The sequence below is a fragment of the Thalassovita aquimarina genome (assembly GCF_018219815.1).
GTDB classification, from domain to species: Bacteria; Pseudomonadota; Alphaproteobacteria; order Rhodobacterales; family Rhodobacteraceae; genus Thalassobius; species Thalassobius aquimarinus.
The window spans coordinates 26,635-44,068 of sequence record NZ_JADMKU010000011.1 but is presented as its reverse complement, the minus strand read 5'-3'; the positions used below and the strand labels follow the sequence as shown (position 1 = coordinate 44,068).

The 17,434-nt window shown below is 63.7% G+C and carries 15 protein-coding genes; 9 read left to right on the top strand and 6 right to left on the bottom strand.

The genetic code is table 11. The annotated features are described in order from the left end of the window. Positions 1-9 precede the first annotated feature (9 nt). On the top strand, positions 10-237 hold the full coding sequence (locus IT775_RS12865) for an RND transporter (RefSeq protein WP_212701526.1): 228 nt from the start codon (positions 10-12) through the stop codon (positions 235-237). Here the strand turns inward: IT775_RS12865 and IT775_RS12860 are convergent. After that, positions 228-1,016: a hypothetical protein gene (locus tag IT775_RS12860; RefSeq protein WP_212701525.1), complete on the bottom strand. Its 789-nt coding sequence runs from the start codon at positions 1,014-1,016 to the stop codon at positions 228-230. The genes IT775_RS12865 and IT775_RS12860 overlap by 10 nt on opposite strands. 118 nt (positions 1,017-1,134) lie before the next feature. On the opposite strand from IT775_RS12860, the gene IT775_RS12855 reads away from it, so the two are divergent. Next, on the top strand, positions 1,135-2,010 hold the full coding sequence (locus IT775_RS12855; protein WP_212701524.1) for a glycosyltransferase family 2 protein: 876 nt from the start codon (positions 1,135-1,137) through the stop codon (positions 2,008-2,010). On the opposite strand, the gene IT775_RS12850 is transcribed toward IT775_RS12855, so the two are convergent. Both IT775_RS12850 and IT775_RS12845 read right to left on the bottom strand, forming a co-directional pair. After that, entirely contained in the window at positions 2,007-2,867 is an 861-nt protein-coding gene (locus tag IT775_RS12850; protein WP_212701523.1) for an alpha/beta fold hydrolase, read from the bottom strand. The genes IT775_RS12855 and IT775_RS12850 overlap by 4 nt on opposite strands. Positions 2,868-2,977: 110 nt before the next feature. Beyond that, positions 2,978-4,357, bottom strand: a complete 1,380-nt coding sequence (locus IT775_RS12845) for a M20/M25/M40 family metallo-hydrolase (RefSeq protein ID WP_212701522.1) — start codon at positions 4,355-4,357, stop codon at positions 2,978-2,980. A 231-nt stretch (positions 4,358-4,588) separates the two neighbouring features. Between IT775_RS12845 and hemA the strand changes: the two genes are divergently transcribed. From hemA to ispG, 3 genes are all read left to right on the top strand, one after another. Then, positions 4,589-5,812 (top strand): 5-aminolevulinate synthase, encoded by a 1,224-nt coding sequence (gene hemA / locus IT775_RS12840; protein WP_212701602.1) that lies wholly within the window; start codon positions 4,589-4,591, stop codon positions 5,810-5,812. A 108-nt stretch (positions 5,813-5,920) separates the two neighbouring features. Beyond that, entirely contained in the window at positions 5,921-7,138 is a 1,218-nt protein-coding gene (locus IT775_RS12835; protein WP_212701521.1) for a helix-turn-helix domain-containing protein, read from the top strand. 71 nt (positions 7,139-7,209) lie between these two features. Further along, complete coding sequence (ispG, locus tag IT775_RS12830) at positions 7,210-8,337, top strand: flavodoxin-dependent (E)-4-hydroxy-3-methylbut-2-enyl-diphosphate synthase (protein WP_212701520.1); 1,128 nt, start codon at positions 7,210-7,212, stop codon at positions 8,335-8,337. A 24-nt stretch (positions 8,338-8,361) separates the two neighbouring features. Here ispG and IT775_RS21595 read toward each other — a convergent pair whose 3' ends face one another. The 3 genes from IT775_RS21595 to IT775_RS12815 are packed head-to-tail and all read right to left on the bottom strand — an operon-like array spanning position 8,362 to position 10,951. After that, positions 8,362-8,877 carry a glutaredoxin family protein gene (locus IT775_RS21595; protein ID WP_212701519.1) on the bottom strand — a complete coding sequence of 172 codons (516 nt, stop codon included), beginning with the start codon at positions 8,875-8,877 and terminating at the stop codon, positions 8,362-8,364. Next, complete coding sequence (locus IT775_RS12820; protein WP_212701518.1) at positions 8,874-9,620, bottom strand: DsbA family protein; 747 nt, start codon at positions 9,618-9,620, stop codon at positions 8,874-8,876. The genes IT775_RS21595 and IT775_RS12820 overlap by 4 nt, the downstream gene beginning before the upstream one ends. 2 nt (positions 9,621-9,622) lie before the next feature. Further along, entirely contained in the window at positions 9,623-10,951 is a 1,329-nt protein-coding gene (locus IT775_RS12815) for a M48 family metalloprotease (RefSeq protein ID WP_246525559.1), read from the bottom strand. Between the two features lie 64 nt (positions 10,952-11,015). Here IT775_RS12815 and IT775_RS12810 point away from each other — a divergent pair, with 64 nt between their 5' ends. The 4 genes from IT775_RS12810 (at position 11,016) to prfB (ending at position 17,417) form a co-directional block, all read left to right on the top strand. After that, positions 11,016-12,161 (top strand): pyridoxal phosphate-dependent aminotransferase, encoded by a 1,146-nt coding sequence (locus IT775_RS12810; protein ID WP_212701516.1) that lies wholly within the window; start codon positions 11,016-11,018, stop codon positions 12,159-12,161. Positions 12,162-12,284: 123 nt separating this feature from the next. Then, positions 12,285-13,511: an N-acetylmuramoyl-L-alanine amidase gene (locus tag IT775_RS12805; RefSeq protein WP_212701515.1), complete on the top strand. Its 1,227-nt coding sequence runs from the start codon at positions 12,285-12,287 to the stop codon at positions 13,509-13,511. 106 nt (positions 13,512-13,617) lie between these two features. Then, positions 13,618-16,167, top strand: coding sequence for a penicillin-binding protein 1A (locus IT775_RS12800; RefSeq protein ID WP_212701514.1), 2,550 nt, complete (start codon positions 13,618-13,620; stop codon positions 16,165-16,167). A gap of 122 nt (positions 16,168-16,289) precedes the next feature. Further along, a complete protein-coding gene (gene prfB / locus IT775_RS12795) occupies positions 16,290-17,417 on the top strand; it encodes a peptide chain release factor 2 (RefSeq protein WP_212701513.1) in 1,128 nt (375 codons plus the stop codon). Positions 17,418-17,434: the final 17 nt, after the last annotated feature.

The following is a 17,434-nucleotide window of genomic DNA, read 5'->3' as shown; positions in this document are numbered from 1 at the left end:
GCCTGTCAGATGCGCTTTCTCGATTCGCTTTCATGGCCGATTCTGATCATCGCCGCACTGGCTTTGGGACTGGCGCCGTTCGCCCCCGAACCGCACCTGTGGGAAAAGCTGAAAATGCTGGTGGCGGGCACTCTTGTCCGCCCGATCGACATCTTCGATCTGTGCCTGCACGGCGCGCCCTTGCTGTTGCTTTTTGCCAAGGCGGTCCGCGTCCTGTTCGCGCGCGGTCAGGAATAATCGTAGCCGACGATTTCCTCCAGCCTAAGGTCAAGTTCCTGGCGCATGAAGCCGCGGTCTTCCGCGCTCATTTCCTTTGGCGTCTCGCCACGGGTTTCGGCGTCCACCGACAGCTTGAACCGATTGCCCAGCCGGCGTGACACGCCCTTGATCCGTTCCCCCCTGAGCGGCAGGCCAAGGCTGTCCAGCGCCCATTTCGCGAACCCTTCGGGATCGGCCTGCACGGTTTCGGCCCGCACCAGCATCAGGTTGCAGTGCCGGTTCAGCATGCCCAGATGCGCCGCCAGCTTGACGCTGCGCATCTCGAACAGGTTGTCGTACTGCCGTCCGGTGATCGGGTGGCGGTCGTATTGCAGTTCCTCGCCTAGCACCTTGTCGGCCAGTTCGGGGTGCAGTTCCTCGAAATCGGTGGGCCGGTCGACGATGCTGCGCCAGGGGCTGCGGATGAAGCGGGAAAAATCCAGCGTTTGCAGCCGCGGGTCCAGATGCCAAGGCCGCTTGTGCATCGACAGCGCCCAGCTTTCGGCATTGCGCACCACCACCACGGCAAGGAAATCGCGCGGGATCGCCGGCATCCGTGGTGCCGCGTGTTTCCAGCCCAAGGCCTCGGTGCGCATGATCTCGATATTCTTCTCGAACAGCTTGCGCACCAGGTTGGTGGCCGAAGCGCGCTCGCCCAGCACCTGGAACTGGGTCAGCGGCACGTCGTTCACCCGCCGCAACAACAGCCCGGTGTCGCGGAATTCATCCAATAACTTGGGGCGGCTTGCCTGTGTCACTGCAGTTATCCTCTGTCGGGCTTTACCATATTTTAATTCTCATACCCCTTCAAACCGGTTAGGACGGGGCAGGGGACAATCCCGGGCAAACCGGGACCGGATCGGAGCGAGCGAGGCAATGCAATCGACAGCGGCCGCCGTCACCATGGTGCGTGACGACCTGTTTTTCCTCGATACCTGGCTGCGCCATTACGGGGCGGAATTCGGCCGCGAAAACCTCTATGTGATCAACCATGGTCGCGGCGAAGCGGTGGCGGAACTGGCGCGGGGCTGCAACGTCATCGGCCTGCCGGGCGATCCGCACCGCAATTTCGACATGAAGCGCTGGCGGCTTTTGAACAATATCGTCGGTGGGCTGAAAAGCTACTACAAGCACGTGGTCGTCGGCGACGTCGACGAAATCCTGGTGATGGACCCGGAAAAGGGCCGCACGCTGCTGCAGTTCCTCGAAGTCCGCCGCGCCGGCCGGGTGCTGACGCCGCTGGGGCTGGAGGTGCTGCACCGGATCGATGTGGAAACCGATCCGATCACCGATCGCGTGCTGGGGCCGCGTCGCCATGTCCGCGTGGCGCCGCATTATTCGAAACCTTGCGTGATCTCGACCGGCACCAAGATCGCCCGCGGTGGCCATTTCACCCAGTTCGGGCAGCTGATCACGCCGGAAAGCCTGTATCTCTTCCACCTGAAATTCTGCGATTTCGGCGAATACGCATCGGCGATGAACCGGCGCAACGCGGTCACCGCCGAAATCGGCACCGGTATCGACGACACCGCGGTCGGACGGCACTGGTTCGCATCCGAGCGCGGCGAGGACCGGGCGCTGTTCGACGGATTCGCGAGGCTGGAAATGGTCGAGGGCTTCGACATGCAGCCCTATCGGCAGCACATGCACGACACGTTCAAGCTGCGTGGCGATACCGGATTCTACGAATTTGACCGGCCCGACTACGACACCCAGTACCTGCTGCCCGACAGGTTCAACGGAATCTTCTAGCCAAGGAAATCCAGCAGTGCGGCGGTGGTTTCTTCCGGCGCGGTGTCGGGAAAGAAATGCCCGCCGGGAATGCCCTGCGCCCGCAGATCGCTGCAGCGATCCGCCCAGGTTCCCGGCACGTCATAGGCTCGCGCCATCGCCCCGTCGGCGCCATAGAGCACCATCGTGGGGCAGGTGACGCGCCGGTCCAGGTCGGCCGCGTCCAGCGCGAAATCCACCTCGATCGCGGCGCGGTAATCGTTGCACATGCCGCGGATCGTGTCCGCATCGCGCCAGGCCGCGCGATAGGCGGCCAGTTGCCCGGGGTCGAAATCCCCGATTTTCGATGCGCCCCATCCCAGCAGGCAGCTTTCGAAATAATAATCCGGATCGGCCCCGATCAGCCGCTCGGGAAACGGCGCCGGCTGGGCCAGGAAGAACCAGTGATAATAAGCCTTGGCGACGTCCTGCGTCAGCTCGTCCAGCAGCAGGTGGGTCGGCACGATATCCATCAGCGTGAGCGACGTCACCCGCTGCGGAAAATCCAAGGCCATCCGGTGCGCCGTGCGCGCGCCACGGTCATGGCCGACAAGGTGGAACTTCTCGAAGCCCAGTTCGCGCATCAACCCGGCTTGGTCCCGCCCCATCTCGCGGAAGGAATAATCGGCAACCACTTCGGGCTTCCAGGATCCGCCATAGCCGCGCAGATCGGCGCAGACCACGGTGAAGCGCTGCGTCAGGCGCGGCGCGATCGTCGTCCACATCGCCCGCGTCTGCGGAAACCCGTGCAGCAACAGCACCGGCGGCCCCGATCCGCCGATCTCGTAAGCGATCTCGACCTCGCCGACCCGCAAGCACCCAGCCTCGAACCCTTGCATCGCCAATCCCCTTCTCCTTTTCCCAAATATCCCGGGGGAGTCGCGCAATGCGCGACGGGGGCGGCGCCCCCATCCGCGTCGCCGTTCAGGCGACGCCACCCCCGCCAGGATCAGCCTTGCTTCGCCAGAGCGTCCAGGATCCGCGCCCAACTGCGCACGCCGTGGTGGAAGCTCGACAGGTCGTATTTCTCGTTCGGCGAATGGATCTGGTCGTCGTCCTTGCCGAACCCGATCAGCATCGCGTCGGTGCCCAGGATGTCCTTGAAATACCCCGCGATCGGGATCGAGCCGCCGCAGCCCACGTAAGCCGCCGGGTGGGGCCATTCGTCGCTCAGCGCACGGCGGGCCTTTTCGAACGCCGGGTTGTCGATCGACATCTGCGAAGCGGGCGATCCCTTTTCGGTGCGGTACTCGATGCTGAACTCTTCCGGCAACCGGCTTTCGACATAATCGCGGAACGACTTGCGGATCGCGTCGGGGTCCTGCTTGCCGACCAGCCGGAAACTGACCTTGGCGCTGGCCTGGCTCGGCAGCACGGTCTTGAACCCGGCGCCGGTATAGCCGCCCCAAATACCGTTCACGTCGCAGGTCGGGCGCGACCAGATCATTTCGATCGGCATCCGGTCTTGTTCGCCCGCCGGCTCCTTCAGCCCGACCTCGCCGAGGAAGGCCGCGTGATCGAAATTCAGCCCCTGCCACTGCGCCAGCACGTCCTCGGGCAGTTCCTCGACCCCGTCGTAGAATCCGGGCAGCGTTACCCGTCCGGTGTCGTCATGCAGGTCGGCCAGGATCCGGGTCAGCACCCGGATCGGGTTCATCGCGATGCCGCCATACATGCCCGAATGCAGGTCGCGGTCGGGCCCGGTGATGGTGAAGTCCTCGCCCAGCAGGCCACGCAGCATGGTCACGATGGTCGGCGTGCTGTCGCCGAACAGCCCCGTGTCGCAGATCAGCGCGACATCTGACTTCAGCTCCTCGGCGTTTTCCTTCATGAACGGGATCAGCGACGGCGATCCTGATTCTTCCTCGCCCTCGAAGAAGAAGGTGATCTTGCAGGGCAACGATCCGTGCACCGATTTCCACGCACGGCAGGCCTCCACGAAGGTCATCAGCTGGCCCTTGTCGTCCGAGGATCCGCGGCCGCGGATCACCTTGTGGCCGTCCACGTCTTCCAGCGCCGGGTCGAACGGGTCGCGGTCCCACAGGTCAAGCGGATCCACGGGCTGCACGTCGTAATGGCCGTAGAACAGGATATGCGGTCCCGGGCCGTCGATGTGGCCCACCACCATCGGATGGCCCGGCGTCTGACGTTTTTCTGATTCGATTCCAATGCTTTGCAGATCGCTGACCAGCCAGTCGGCGGCGGTTTGGCAATCATTCCTGTAGGCCGGATCGGTGGAAATGGAAGGGATTCGAAGCAGTTCCAGCAACCGTTCGATTGCGGCGGGCAAATCCTGATCGATGCGGGACAGAACGGTTTCTAGCGACATGGGGTCTCCTGTAAGGTATAATTTTCACGCGTCGGGCGCGCGCAGCCCGGTTTTTTCCAGCGGCATGGTTGATGCAAGTCAAGGAAATCACAAGCGTCAATTTGTTACCTGTTGTCGGGAACGCGCTCGGACTATAACGATTTCTTGCATATGTTCGAACAGGACAAGCCCGGTATAATCGCGCGACAGGATCAGCGCGCGACGCCGAGCCAGGAAGGAAGGACCAATATCGTGGATTACACGGCCAAGCTGGATCAAGCCCTGAACAAGCTGCACGAAGAGGGGCGCTATCGGACCTTCATCGATATCGAACGGGAAAACGGCAATTTCCCGCACGCCACCTGGACCCGTCCCGACGGCTCCAAGCGGCCGATCACCGTCTGGTGCGGCAACGATTACCTGGGCATGGGGCAGCACCCGGTCGTGTTGGCCGCGATGCACGAAGCGATCGACGCCACCGGCGCGGGATCGGGCGGCACCCGCAACATTTCCGGCACCACCGTTTATCACAAGCGGCTGGAGGCCGAACTGGCCGACCTGCACGGCAAGGAAGCGGCGCTGCTGTTCACCTCTGCCTATATCGCCAATGACGCGACGCTTTCGACCCTTCCCAAACTGTTCCCCGGGCTGATCATCTATTCGGACGAACTGAACCACGCCTCGATGATCGAGGGCGTGCGCCGCAATGGAGGCGCCAAGCGCGTGTTCCGTCACAACGATGTAGAACACCTGCGCGAACTGCTGGCCGCCGACGATCCCGAGGCGCCGAAGCTGATCGCCTTCGAATCGGTCTATTCGATGGATGGCGATTTCGGCCCGATCGAGGCGATCTGCGACCTGGCGGACGAATTCAACGCGCTGACCTATATCGACGAAGTGCATGCCGTGGGCATGTACGGCCCGCGTGGCGGCGGTGTCACCGAACGCGACCGGCTGGCCCATCGCCTCGACATCATCAACGGCACCCTGGCCAAGGCCTTTGGCGTGATGGGTGGCTACATCGCCGCTTCGGCCAAGATGTGCGACGCGGTGCGCTCCTATGCGCCGGGCTTCATCTTCACCACCTCGCTGCCGCCGGCGGTGGCGGCGGGCGCCGCAGCCTCGGTCGCGCATCTGAAGAAGGATCAGGAACGGCGCGATCAGCACCAGACCCAGGCCAAGATCCTTAAAACCCGCCTGAAGGGGCTGGGGCTGCCGATCATCGATCACGGTTCGCACATCGTGCCGGTCATCGTCGGCGATCCGGTGCATACCAAGCAGCTTTCCGACATGCTGCTGGAACAGTTCGGCATCTACGTTCAGCCGATCAATTTCCCAACCGTTCCGCGCGGCACCGAACGTTTGCGCTTCACGCCGTCTCCGGTTCACGGACCCGACGAAATGGATACTTTGGTACGGGCCATGGACGAACTTTGGTCGCAATGTGCGCTGAATCGTGCCGAAATGAGCGCCTAAGTCTACATCTGGTTTAAAAATCCTTGCCATATGCTACGCTGAACGAAACAAAAGATCGTGTTCGGATCGTGTGGTTCGGTATACGAATCAGCAAGTAGGGCAGTGGGGATGATCAGGCGAAAAGCACCGCAGGTGTCAGGCGAGGTGAATGTCGGGCCCAAGGGGTTTGACGATTTCGAAATGCGTCTGGGCGATGTCATGCGTGGCGAACGGGCCACGATGGGCAAATCCCTGCTCGATGTGCAGCGCGAATTGCGCATCAAGGCCGCCTACATCGCTGCCATCGAAAATGCGGACCCTTCGGTCTTCGACACGCCCGGCTTCATCGCCGGGTATGTCCGTTCTTATGCCCGCTATCTCGGCATGGACCCGGAAGAGGCGTTCAGCCGCTTCTGCGAGGAAAGCGGCTTCACCACCGCCCATGGCATGTCCGCCAGCGCATCGGGCCAGAAGAAGGCGAAAGAGGTGCCGCTGGCCACGATGAACGGTCGCGATCCCTTCAACGCGCCGACCACCCCCTTCGCGCCGGAAAAGGAAGGTTTCTTCGCGTCCGTCGAACCCGGAGCGATCGGATCGGCGCTGGTGCTGATGGCGCTGATCGGCGGCATCGGTTTCGGCGGCTGGACGGTGCTGAACGAAATTCAGCGGGTGCAGTTCGCCCCGGTGGAAAACACGCCCGACGTGCTGGCCGATCTGGACCCGCTGTCGACGACCGGGACAGGGCCGGCGACCGCGCAAAGCGGCACCTTCACCCCGCCGCAGGAAGCCTTGGATCGCTTGTACCGGCCGCAGGCGCTGGACGTTCCGGTGCTGGTGGCGCGCGACGCGCCGATTTCCACCCTTGATCCCTCCACCGTGGGCAGTTTCGTGCCGGCGATGCCGGATCGGTTCGCCGCCGTGTTCGCCGATCCCGAACCTATCGCCGGACCAGAGCCGGAACAGGTGCTGCCGCAGGTTGTCGAAACGCTTGGCGAAGGTATCACCATCGTCGCAGCACGGCCGTCCTGGGTGCGGGTCCGCGCCGCCGACGGCACCGCGGTGTTCGAAGGGATCATGGAACCCTGCGAAACCTATTCCGTGGCGCAGACGGAACAGCCGCACACGATCCGCGTGGGCGACAGCGGCGCGATCTATTTCGCCGTCGACGGCAAGACGCTGGGCCCGGCGGGCGAGCGCGGGTCTGTCACCTCGAACCTGACCTTGTCGGTCGATCATCTGGCCGCGACCTATCAGGTGGCCGATCTGGAAGCCGACGGCGAACTGGCCAATATCGTCGCCGATCTGCGCGGCGGCGCGCCCGAACCGGTCTGCCATAACCTCGATTGAGACGGTTCAACCCGTTGAAGCGGGCGCGGCGATGGCCTATGTCCAAGCTGCAATAGCAGAGGTTTCCTACCATGTCGCTGAACCACGTCCGCCCGTGGCGCAACATCTATCGCCGCGAAAGCCGCAAGATCCATGTCGGCAACGTGCCGGTCGGGGGCGATGCGCCGATTTCGGTGCAGACCATGACCAACACGATCACCTCGGACGTGAAGGCCACGATCGATCAGGTGCAGCGTGCGGCAGAGGCCGGGGCGGATATCGTGCGGGTTTCGGTCCCGGATGAGGCCAGTTCCAAGGCATTGAAGGAAATCGTGCGCGAAAGCCCGGTGCCGATCGTCGCCGACATCCATTTCCACTACAAGCGCGGGATCGAGAGCGCCGAGGCGGGTGCAGCCTGCCTGCGGATCAATCCGGGCAATATCGGTGACGAGAAGCGCGTGAAGGAAGTGATCAAGGCGGCGCGCGATCACAACTGTTCGATCCGCATTGGCGTCAACGCTGGCAGCCTGGAAAAGCACCTGCTGGAAAAATACGGCGAACCGTGTCCCGACGCGATGGTCGAAAGCGGCATGGATCACATCAAGATCCTGCAGGATCACGATTTCCACGAATTCAAGATCAGTGTGAAGGCGTCGGACGTATTCATGGCCGCCGCCGCCTATCAGCAGCTGGCCGAGCAGACCGACGCGCCGATCCACCTGGGCATCACCGAAGCCGGCGGGCTGATGTCGGGCACGATCAAATCGGCGATCGGGCTGGGCAACCTGCTGTGGATGGGGATCGGCGACACGATCCGGGTCAGCCTGTCGGCCGACCCGGTGGAAGAGGTCAAGGTCGGCTACGAGATTCTGAAATCGCTGGGCCTGCGCCATCGCGGCGTCAACATCATTTCCTGCCCCAGCTGCGCCCGGCAGGGCTTCGATGTGATCAAGACGGTCGAGGCGCTGGAAAAGCGGCTGGAGCATATCAAGACGCCGATGAGCCTGTCGATCATCGGCTGCGTGGTGAACGGGCCGGGCGAGGCCTTGATGACCGATGTCGGCTTCACTGGTGGCGGCGCCGGGTCGGGTATGGTGTACTTGGCGGGCAAGGCCAGCCACAAGATGTCCAACGAACAGATGATCGATCATATCGTCGAAGAGGTCGAAAAGCGCGCCGAAGCGATCGAGTCGGAAACCACGCCGGACGCGGCGGAATAGGCCGGTCTTGGCCCGGTCATACGCCTAGCGCGTCAGGTATTTCTCGATCACCGCCGCGGGCACGTCACCGCGGACAATCATCCGGGGCAGGACATAGCTCGGCGCCATGTCGACCCCGATCCGCTCTGCCAGTGCCGCATCCTGGTCCAGATCGAACACCGTCACCCGCAAATCGAGCCGCTCTGCAAGCGCGGCGAGATCGGCGCGCGCCCTTTCGCACCCCGCGCAACTCGGCCGCACGAAAAGCGCCAGCACCTTCTCGGCTTCGGGCGATCCGATTTCCGTGGCGGCGGGGTCGAACAATTCACCGGCGGCGGCGCTGAGCTGCACCAGATCGCGGTCGATGTCGTCCTGGTAGGGTGACGGGGCAGGCGGGTTGAAGGCCTGCCAGACCGGTTCGGGATCGGCCAGCAGCGCCGCACGCAGTTCATGCCCCAGAGCAGCACGTTCCCGTTCGTCGAAGAGCGATCCGCCCTGAGCAAAAGACGGCCCCGCAAGCAGGGCCGTCCAAGCAAGAACCAAGGCGGGCCGGGGGATCACTTCTGCGCGCGGGTGGCAGCGACCAGTTCGGTCATGTTGGCCAGCGGTACGTATCCGCGCAGCATCTGGTCCTGCAGGACGAAGGTCGGGGTGCCGCTGATGCCCAGTTTCTGCGCCAGCACGTGATTGTCGCCGATCAGCTGGTCGACCTCCGGGTCGTTCATGCGGGCGGCGATCGCCTTTCCGTCCAGCCCCATCGTGTTGGCCAGACGCACCATGGATTTTTCGCTGACCTTGCCACGGAACTTGATCAGGGCGTCGTTCATCTTGCCATAGGCGTCATCGCCCGCGACCAGCCTGGTGGCGATGGCAAAACGCGATGTCAGCACCGAGTCGTCGCCGAGGATCGGGAATTCCTTCACGATGAAGCGGATGTTGCCGTCGGTTTCCAGCAATTGCTTCACTTCGTCATGCGCCTTGCGGCAATAGCCGCAGCGGTAGTCCATGAATTCGACTAAAGTGATGTCGCCTTCGGGGTTGCCGCCGACCCAGGCCCGGTCATCGTTGAAAATGGCGTCGCTGTTGGCCTGCACCATCTGTTTGTCACGTGCCACTTCGGCCACGGCCTGACGTTGTTCGTAGACCTGGTAGGCCTCGAGGATCACCTCGGGGTTTTCCAGAAGATAGGCCCGCACCTCGGCGCGGAATTCAGCGCGTTCCTGGTCGTTCATATCGCTGATGTCGAAGGCCTGCGCCGGGAGCGCAAGGGTCGAAAAAGCGACGGCGGCGAGGAATTTCTTCATGTTTACTTCCTTTTGCTGGCTTGGGCCTCGGCAGCAGAGAGCACATCCTGCGCGCGAAGCCAAGGGGCCGACCCGCGCGGCAAAAGGTCCGCCGCGCGTTTGGCATGTATCTGGGCATCTTTGAACCGTCCGGCAAGGGCATAGCGTTCGGCGGTGACCACCGAGGCCATGCCGGTCTTGCCGGTTTTGGCATAGGCCGTGGCCATGTCGCGCAGCACCCGCGCGTCTGTGAAATCACGCGCCCGGGCTTTTTCCAGCGCCTGCAGCGCGCGCTTGGGCTGACCAGCGGCCAGCAAGGCGCGGCCCTGTCCGCCAAGGATCAAAGCATTGCCGGGCGCCAGCGCCGCGGCGCGGCCATAGGCGGCAACGGAGGCTTCGGCGCGGCGGCTTTCCAGCAGAATCTGCCCGTTCAGTTCATGCACGAAGGGATCCTTTGGCCGCAGCGCGATCAGCTTGCCGATCGCGGCGAGCGCCTTGGCGCTGTCGGGCTTGCGGTGATAGGCGACGGCCTGCCGCACCAAGGCGATATCCTTGCTGGCGCTGGATCCGGCCCGGCGCAAGGTCCAGCTCGGCGCGCGCAGGAAGGCCGACAGCTTGCCCTGGGCGCGGGCGAACCAGTAATCGGCATCCTTGTTCCGGCCCGGCTTGGCCTTGGCCGCCGTCACCTGCGCCTGCACCGCCCGCAGCCGGTCGCGGGTCAGCGGATGGGTGCGGGCATAGGGATCCTGCCGGCTCTGGTTCAGCAGTTCCTGACCGCTGAAGATATTGAGCAGATCGATCATCGCTTTGGGATCGGCCCTGGCCGAGATCATGTAGCGGATCGCGGAATTGTCGGCGGCGCTTTCCTCGGCCCGGGTATGGGACATGAACACGCGGTTGGCGGAACTGCTGACACCAAGGCCCAGGGCGCTCACCGCGGACCCGTCCGCGCCCGAGGCCGCAGCCGCCGCCGCCAGCGCGATGCCCAGCCCGCTGATCGTGTTGGCCATCCGCATGTTGCTGAAGCGCCGCGCGATATGCCCGTTGGCGATATGCGCGGCCTCATGCGCCAGCACCGATTGCAGCTCGTCTGCTGTCTTCATCTTCAGCAGCAACCCCGAATGGATGAAGATATGGCGGTGATCGACCACGAAGGCATTCAGGCTGCTGTCGCGGATCACCATCACCTTGACGGATCCCGCCGGCAGCCCGGCAGCGTTCAAAACCGGCTGCGCAAGACGGCCGAGGGCGTGTTCGATATCCGCGTCGCGCAGCAGCGTGACAGCCTGCGCCGGCAGCGCATGCGACAGCATGACCGCCAGTACGGCGAGAAAGCGAAGAAGAGGATGCATTGACGGCGCGCCTGTTTCCGGATGAATTGGCCCTTCGGTTGGCTCGCAGCATAGGAAGGAAACCATGCGGAACTCAAGACGATCACAGGTCGATCCCTTTATTGTGATGGACGTGATGGAAGCCGCCCGCGCCGCCGAGGAAGCGGGGCGCGATATCATCCACATGGAAGTCGGCCAACCCGGTACCGCGGCCCCCGAAGGCGCGCGTCAGGCATTGGCCCGGCTGATGCAGGACGACGCGATGGGTTATACCGTCGCGCTTGGCCTGCCGGCGCTGCGCAAACGCATCGCGCGGCTTTACGGCGACTGGTACGATGTCGATCTTGACTGGAACCGGGTGATCGTCACGCCGGGATCGTCGGGGGCTTTCCTTCTGGCCTTCACCGCCTTGTTCGATGCCGGCGACCGGATCGGGATCGGCGAACCGGGCTATCCGTCCTACCGGCAGATCGTCAAGGCGCTGGACCTTGTTCCCGTGGGGCTGCAGGCGTCGCCGGATCACCGGCTGCAGCCGGTGCCTGCGGATTTCGCGGGCATGGATCTGCAGGGGCTGATGGTGGCCTCGCCCGCCAACCCGTCGGGCACCATGCTGGACAAACCCGCGATGCAGGCGCTGGTCGAGGCCTGTCAGGCCAGCGACACCGCCTTCATCAGCGACGAGATTTATCACGGCATCGAATACGAGGCGAAGGCGGTCACCGCGCTGGAGGTCACCGATGATTGCTACGTGATCAATTCCTTTTCCAAGTATTTTAGCATGACCGGCTGGCGCATCGGCTGGATGGTGGTGCCCGAGGATCATGTCCGGGTGATCGAGAGACTGGCGCAGAACATGTTCATCTGTCCCAGCCACGCCAGCCAGGTCGCGGCGCTGGCGGCGATGGATTGCGGCGAGGAGCTCGAGGCCAACATGGCCGTCTACCGCGAAAACCGCCGGCTGATGCTGGAAGGGCTGCCCAAAGCCGGCTTTGACAAGATCGCGCCGCCGGACGGGGCGTTTTACGTCTATGCCGATGTCAGCGACCTGACCGATGACAGCCGCGCCTTCGCCGCCGAGATCTTGGAAAAGGCCGGGGTGGCGGTGACGCCGGGGCTGGATTTCGATCCCGTTCGCGGGGCAGGGACGCTGCGGTTTTCCTATGCCCGCGCCACGGCGGATATCGTCGAGGGGCTGAAGCGGCTGGAACGGTTCATGGCCGCGCGGCGGTAAGGCCGCCACGAGGCCGGGCGGCGCCATCGGGGTTGCGAAGAGTGATGAAACCCGCTCGCGGGGCTGTGCAAACCGGCCCCGTTCGGGATAGTGTGGCGCCAACAACAACCGGGAACCGGGCAGATGAGCGGTATTTTCAGACAGTTGCGGCTGGCCTTTGCGCTGGCGCTTTGGGCCTTGCCCGCGACGGCGCAGGACCTTTCCGGCCTCGCGCGCGTCGAGATCGGCAATTCGCAGATCACCGACCGCAGAAGCGGCATCAAGGTGGAACTGGCGCTGAGCCAGGGTGTGCCCTACCGCGTCTATACGCTGGCCGATCCGGCGCGGCTGGTGTTGGATTTCCGCGAAGTGGACTGGCGCGGGGTGACCAAGCCGGTGCTGCTGAATGCCGACAGGGCAAGCGACCTGCGCTTCGGCACCTTCCGACCGGGCTGGTCGCGGATGGTGGTCGATCTGAAAGGGCCTTACGCAATCAGCGAGGCGGGAATGGTGGTGGCGCCGGACAGCGGCAAGGCGCGTCTGTCCGTCACCCTGATCGAGACCGATTTCGAAAGCTTCGCCGCGCGCTCCGGCGCGCCGTACGATCCCCGCTGGGACCTGCCCGAACCGACGGCACGATCCGAAACCAAGGGTCTGCCGGGCGAGGGGCCTCTGGTGGTGGTACTGGATCCCGGCCATGGCGGCATCGATCCCGGCGCCGAACGCGACGGCTACAGCGAAAAGGACCTGATGCTGGCCTTTGCCCGCGAACTGAAGGAAACGCTGCTGCGCTCGGGAGGGTTCGAGGTGGTGCTGACCCGCGACGACGACCGGTTCGTGTCGCTGGAACGCCGCGTCGCCATCGCCCACGAGGCCGGTGCACATGTGTTCCTGTCGCTGCATGCCGATGCGCTGGCCGAGGGGCAGGCAAAGGGGGCAACGCTGCACCTGCTGTCGGAAAACGCCACCGACGCCGCCTCGGCCAAGCTGGCGGAACGGCATGATCGCGACGATATCCTGTCGGGGGTCGACCTGACCGGGCAGGATGACGTCGTGGCCGGTATCCTGATGGACCTGGCGCGGCAGGAAACCCGGCCGCGTACCGAACGGCTGGCCCAGTCGATGGTCGCAGGGATCAAGGAGGCGGGGCTGGCGATGAACCACCGTCCGGTGCGCCGCGCCGCCTTTTCGGTGCTCAAGGCGGCCGATATTCCCTCGGTCCTGCTCGAGGTCGGCTTCCTGTCCAATCCGCGCGACATGGAGAACCTGTCGAACAAGCAATGGCGCATCGCCATGGCGGCCGGCATCCGCGACGCGCTGCGCGCCTGGGCCGCCGAGGACGCGGCGCTGGCCAAACTGGTGCGGCAGTAGGCGGGGCCGAAACAGCGGAAAACGGCCCAGGCTTCAAGCGGAGTTGTTTTGACGGCGCCGAATGCCGACATTATAGAGTGGCAACCATTCAAAAGGGGCGGCGCGCGTGCTCAGGTTCATTCTTTCTTTCTTCGGGGCCATTTTCACCCTGGTCACCCTCGGGCTGGCGGTTGTCGCGCTGAGTATCGGGTCGATCTTCTATATCTATGGCCGCGATCTGCCCAGCCACGAGAGCCTGGCGCAATACACCCCGCCGACGATCAGCCGGATCTATTCCGGCGAAGGCCAGATGATCGACGAATTCGCGCAGGAACGTCGCCTGTTCACCCCGGCCGAGGATATCCCCGACCTGGTGAAACACGCCTTCATCTCGGCCGAGGACAAGAATTTCTACACCCACAAGGGCTATGACGCGCGCGGCATCGCCGCAGCGGCGCTGGAAGCGGTGAAAACCCGCGGCGGATCGGTGCGCGGCGCCTCGACCATCACCCAGCAGGTGATGAAGAACTTCCTGCTGGGCGGCGAACGCAAGATCGAACGCAAGATCAAGGAAATCATCCTCGCCACCCGGGTCGAAGAAACGCTGAGCAAGGACAAGATCCTCGAGCTTTATCTCAACGAAATCTTCCTCGGCCAGAATTCCTATGGCGTGACGGCGGCGGCGCAGACCTATTTCAACAAGACGCTGGGCGAACTGGCCCCGCACGAGGCGGCGACGCTGGCCTCGATGCCGAAGGCGCCGGGCAAGTTCCACCCCGTCCGCAACAAGGACCGGGTGCTGGCGCGGCGCGACTTCGTGCTGAAGGAGATGGCCGAGAACGGCTATATCTCGAAAGCGGTCTATGAGAGCGAAAAGCAAAAGCCGCTGCGCTCGGTGCAGAACGGCGATTTTGACAGCTTCAAGTCGGCCCTGCCGCCGCGCGATTATTTCACCGACGAAATCCGCCGCCAGCTGAGCCGCGATTTCGGCGAGGAACAGTTCTTCTCGGGCGGCATGACCGTGCGCGCGACCGTCGATCCCGAAATGCAGGTCGAAGCCGCCATCGCGCTGCGCCGGGGTCTGGAAAAGTACGACCGCGCGCGGGGCATTTGGATTGGCTCCGGGGTCACGATCCCGGCCGATCAGCTGACCGACGAGGCCAGCTGGCGCGCCGCGCTGGCGGCCACGGAGATGCCGCGCGACATCGATCTGGACGGGGTCTGGCACCCGGCGGTGGTGCTGGAACTGGGCAAGCAGGACGCCCGGATCGGCATCGAAGGGGTGGACGAGGACGCGGACGGCCACTGGATCATCGCCAAGGACGTGCAATGGGCCCGCAAGAAGCTGGAAGACGGCAAGCTGGCCAAGAAGGCGCGTGTTGCCGGCGACCTGCTGAGCGTGGGCGACGTGGTTCTGGTGCGTGCCCAGACCAAGAAGGATGGCAGCTTCGACCGCTGGACCCTGCGGCAAGTGCCGGAAATCCAGGGCGGATTCATGGCGATGGACGTCAATACCGGCCGGGTGATCGCGATGCAGGGCGGCTTCAGCTACCAGGACTCGGTGTTCAACCGTGCCACCCAGGCGATGCGCCAGCCGGGGTCGAGCTTCAAGCCCTTCGTCTATGCTGCGGCACTGGACAGCGGCTATTCCCCCGCAACCATCGTGATCGACGCCCCGATCGAGGTGAACACGCCGCAGGGCCTGTGGCGCCCGCGCAATTCGTCGAACAAGTTCTACGGCCCGACGCCGCTGCGTACCGGGATCGAAATGTCTCGGAACCTGATGACGATCCGCCTGGCGCAGGAAATCGGCATGGACGTTGTGGCCGATTACGCCGAACGGTTCGGGGTCTATGACAACATGGGCAAGTTCCTGGCCAATTCGCTGGGCGCGGATGAAACCACGCTCTACCGCATGGTCGCGGCCTATGCGATGTTCGCCAATGGCGGCGAACGGGTGGAACCGACGCTGGTCGACCGGATTCAGGATCGCTATGGCAAGACGATCTATCGCCACGACAGGCGCGACTGCGTCGATTGCGCCAACCCGAAGGTCCCCGCCGGTCGCAGCCCGGCCATCGTGTCGAACCGTGAACGGGTGATGGATGCGATCACCGCCTATCAGCTGACTTCGATGATGAAAGGCGTGGTCGATCGTGGCACCGCGTCGAGCACGGTCAATCTGGACGTGCCGGTGGCGGGCAAGACCGGCACCACCAACCAGGCGCGCGACGTGTGGTTCGTCGGCTTCACCAGCAATATCGTGGCGGGCTGCTACATGGGCCATGACCAGCCGCGGCCGCTGGGGCGTGGCGCCTATGGTGGCAGCATGTGCGGCCCGGTCTTCACCGAATTCATGAAGGAAGCCACCAAGAAATACGGCGGCGGACCGTTCAAGGTTCCCGAGGGCGGCCATTTCATCAAGATCGACCGCTATACCGGCGAACGCCTGCCCAACGATGCCTCCGGGGCCGACGTGGTGGCGGAATATTTTCGCGACGGGGAAGAGCCGCTGTTCGGCATCACCTTCGATGGCGGTTTTGCCATGGGATCGAACCTGCCGCTTTTCGAAGAGGTCGGCGATCCCGGTCGCGAGGTCACCACCTCGACCGGCGACACCGCGATTGTCGGGCCCAAGGCGACCTTCGGGTCGGTCTCCTCGGGCGGGCTTTACTGAGGTAGCCGGGGGGCGTGTCCCCTTGGAACGCCCGCCAGCCGGCCCTGCGCCCGCACAGCGCTTGCCCCCGTTCCCCCGCTGGTTTATCACCCGGCACTGAGAGTTTTTCACAAGGATGACCGATGCGCGCCGAGGTCCAAAATACCGTTTCCGAAATCGAAAAGTCGCTGGAGCTGTTGCGCCAGCGGATGGATTGGGAGACCGCGCAGTTCCGGCTGGAGGAATTCAACGCCCGGGTCGAGGACCCGACGCTGTGGGATGATCCGGAAAACGCCCAGAAACTGATGCGCGAACGTCAGTCGCTGCTTGATGCGATCAATACGCATGACGGCATCAAGCAGGAAATGTCCGACAATATCGAGCTGATCGAACTGGGCGAGATGGAAGAGGACGAGGAGGTCGTCACCGAGGCCGAGGAGGCGCTGAAGGCGCTGGCCAAGAAAGCCGCCAAGAAAGAGCTCGAAGCGCTCTTGAACGGCGAAGCGGATTCCAACGACACCTTCCTCGAAATCAACTCGGGCGCGGGCGGCACCGAAAGCTGCGATTGGGCCTCGATGCTGGCGCGGATGTATGTCCGCTGGGCCGAAAAGAAGGGCTACAAGGTCGAACTGCAATCGATGAGCCCGGGCGAAGAGGCCGGGATCAAATCCGCCACCTACAAGATTTCCGGCCATAACGCCTATGGCTGGCTGAAATCGGAATCGGGCGTGCACCGGCTGGTGCGCATCTCGCCCTATGACAGTGCCGCGCGGCGCCATACCTCGTTCAGTTCGGTCTGGGTCTACCCGGTGGTCGACGACAATATCGAGATCGAGGTCAACCCGGCCGATATCCGCATCGATACCTACCGGTCCTCGGGCGCGGGCGGACAGCACGTTAACACCACCGATTCGGCGGTGCGGATCACCCACATCCCGACCAATATCGTGGTGACCTCTTCGGAAAAGTCGCAGCACCAGAACCGCGACATCGCCATGAAGGCGCTGAAATCGCGGCTCTACCAGATGGAGCTGGACCGCCGTCACGCGGCGATCAACGAGGCGCACGAAGCCAAGGGCGACGCCGGCTGGGGCAACCAGATCCGGTCTTACGTTCTGCAGCCCTACCAGATGGTCAAGGACCTGCGCACCGGGTTTGAGACCTCGGACACCGCCGGGGTTCTGGATGGCGATCTGGATGGTCTGATGGCCGCGACCCTGGCGATGGATGTCGCCGGAAAAAGCCGCGCCGACGCCCAGAGCGAGGACTGATCCGGCTTTCGTTACCT

Bases quoted from the DNA above. Each gene is read 5' to 3' on its own strand.
- IT775_RS12865 (WP_212701526.1), top strand. From the start codon at position 10: ATGCGCTTTCTCGATTCGCTTTCATGGCCGATTCTGATCATCGCCGCA.
- IT775_RS12855 (WP_212701524.1), top strand. From the start codon at position 1,135: ATGCAATCGACAGCGGCCGCCGTCACCATGGTGCGTGACGACCTGTTT.
- IT775_RS12850 (WP_212701523.1), bottom strand. From the start codon at position 2,867: ATGCAAGGGTTCGAGGCTGGGTGCTTGCGGGTCGGCGAGGTCGAGATC.
- IT775_RS12845 (WP_212701522.1), bottom strand. From the start codon at position 4,357: ATGTCGCTAGAAACCGTTCTGTCCCGCATCGATCAGGATTTGCCCGCC.
- IT775_RS12835 (WP_212701521.1), top strand. From the start codon at position 5,921: ATGATCAGGCGAAAAGCACCGCAGGTGTCAGGCGAGGTGAATGTCGGG.
- ispG (WP_212701520.1), top strand. From the start codon at position 7,210: ATGTCGCTGAACCACGTCCGCCCGTGGCGCAACATCTATCGCCGCGAA.
- IT775_RS12820 (WP_212701518.1), bottom strand. From the start codon at position 9,620: ATGAAGAAATTCCTCGCCGCCGTCGCTTTTTCGACCCTTGCGCTCCCG.
- IT775_RS12815 (WP_246525559.1), bottom strand. From the start codon at position 10,951: ATGCATCCTCTTCTTCGCTTTCTCGCCGTACTGGCGGTCATGCTGTCG.
- IT775_RS12810 (WP_212701516.1), top strand. From the start codon at position 11,016: ATGCGGAACTCAAGACGATCACAGGTCGATCCCTTTATTGTGATGGAC.
- IT775_RS12805 (WP_212701515.1), top strand. From the start codon at position 12,285: ATGAGCGGTATTTTCAGACAGTTGCGGCTGGCCTTTGCGCTGGCGCTT.
- prfB (WP_212701513.1), top strand. From the start codon at position 16,290: ATGCGCGCCGAGGTCCAAAATACCGTTTCCGAAATCGAAAAGTCGCTG.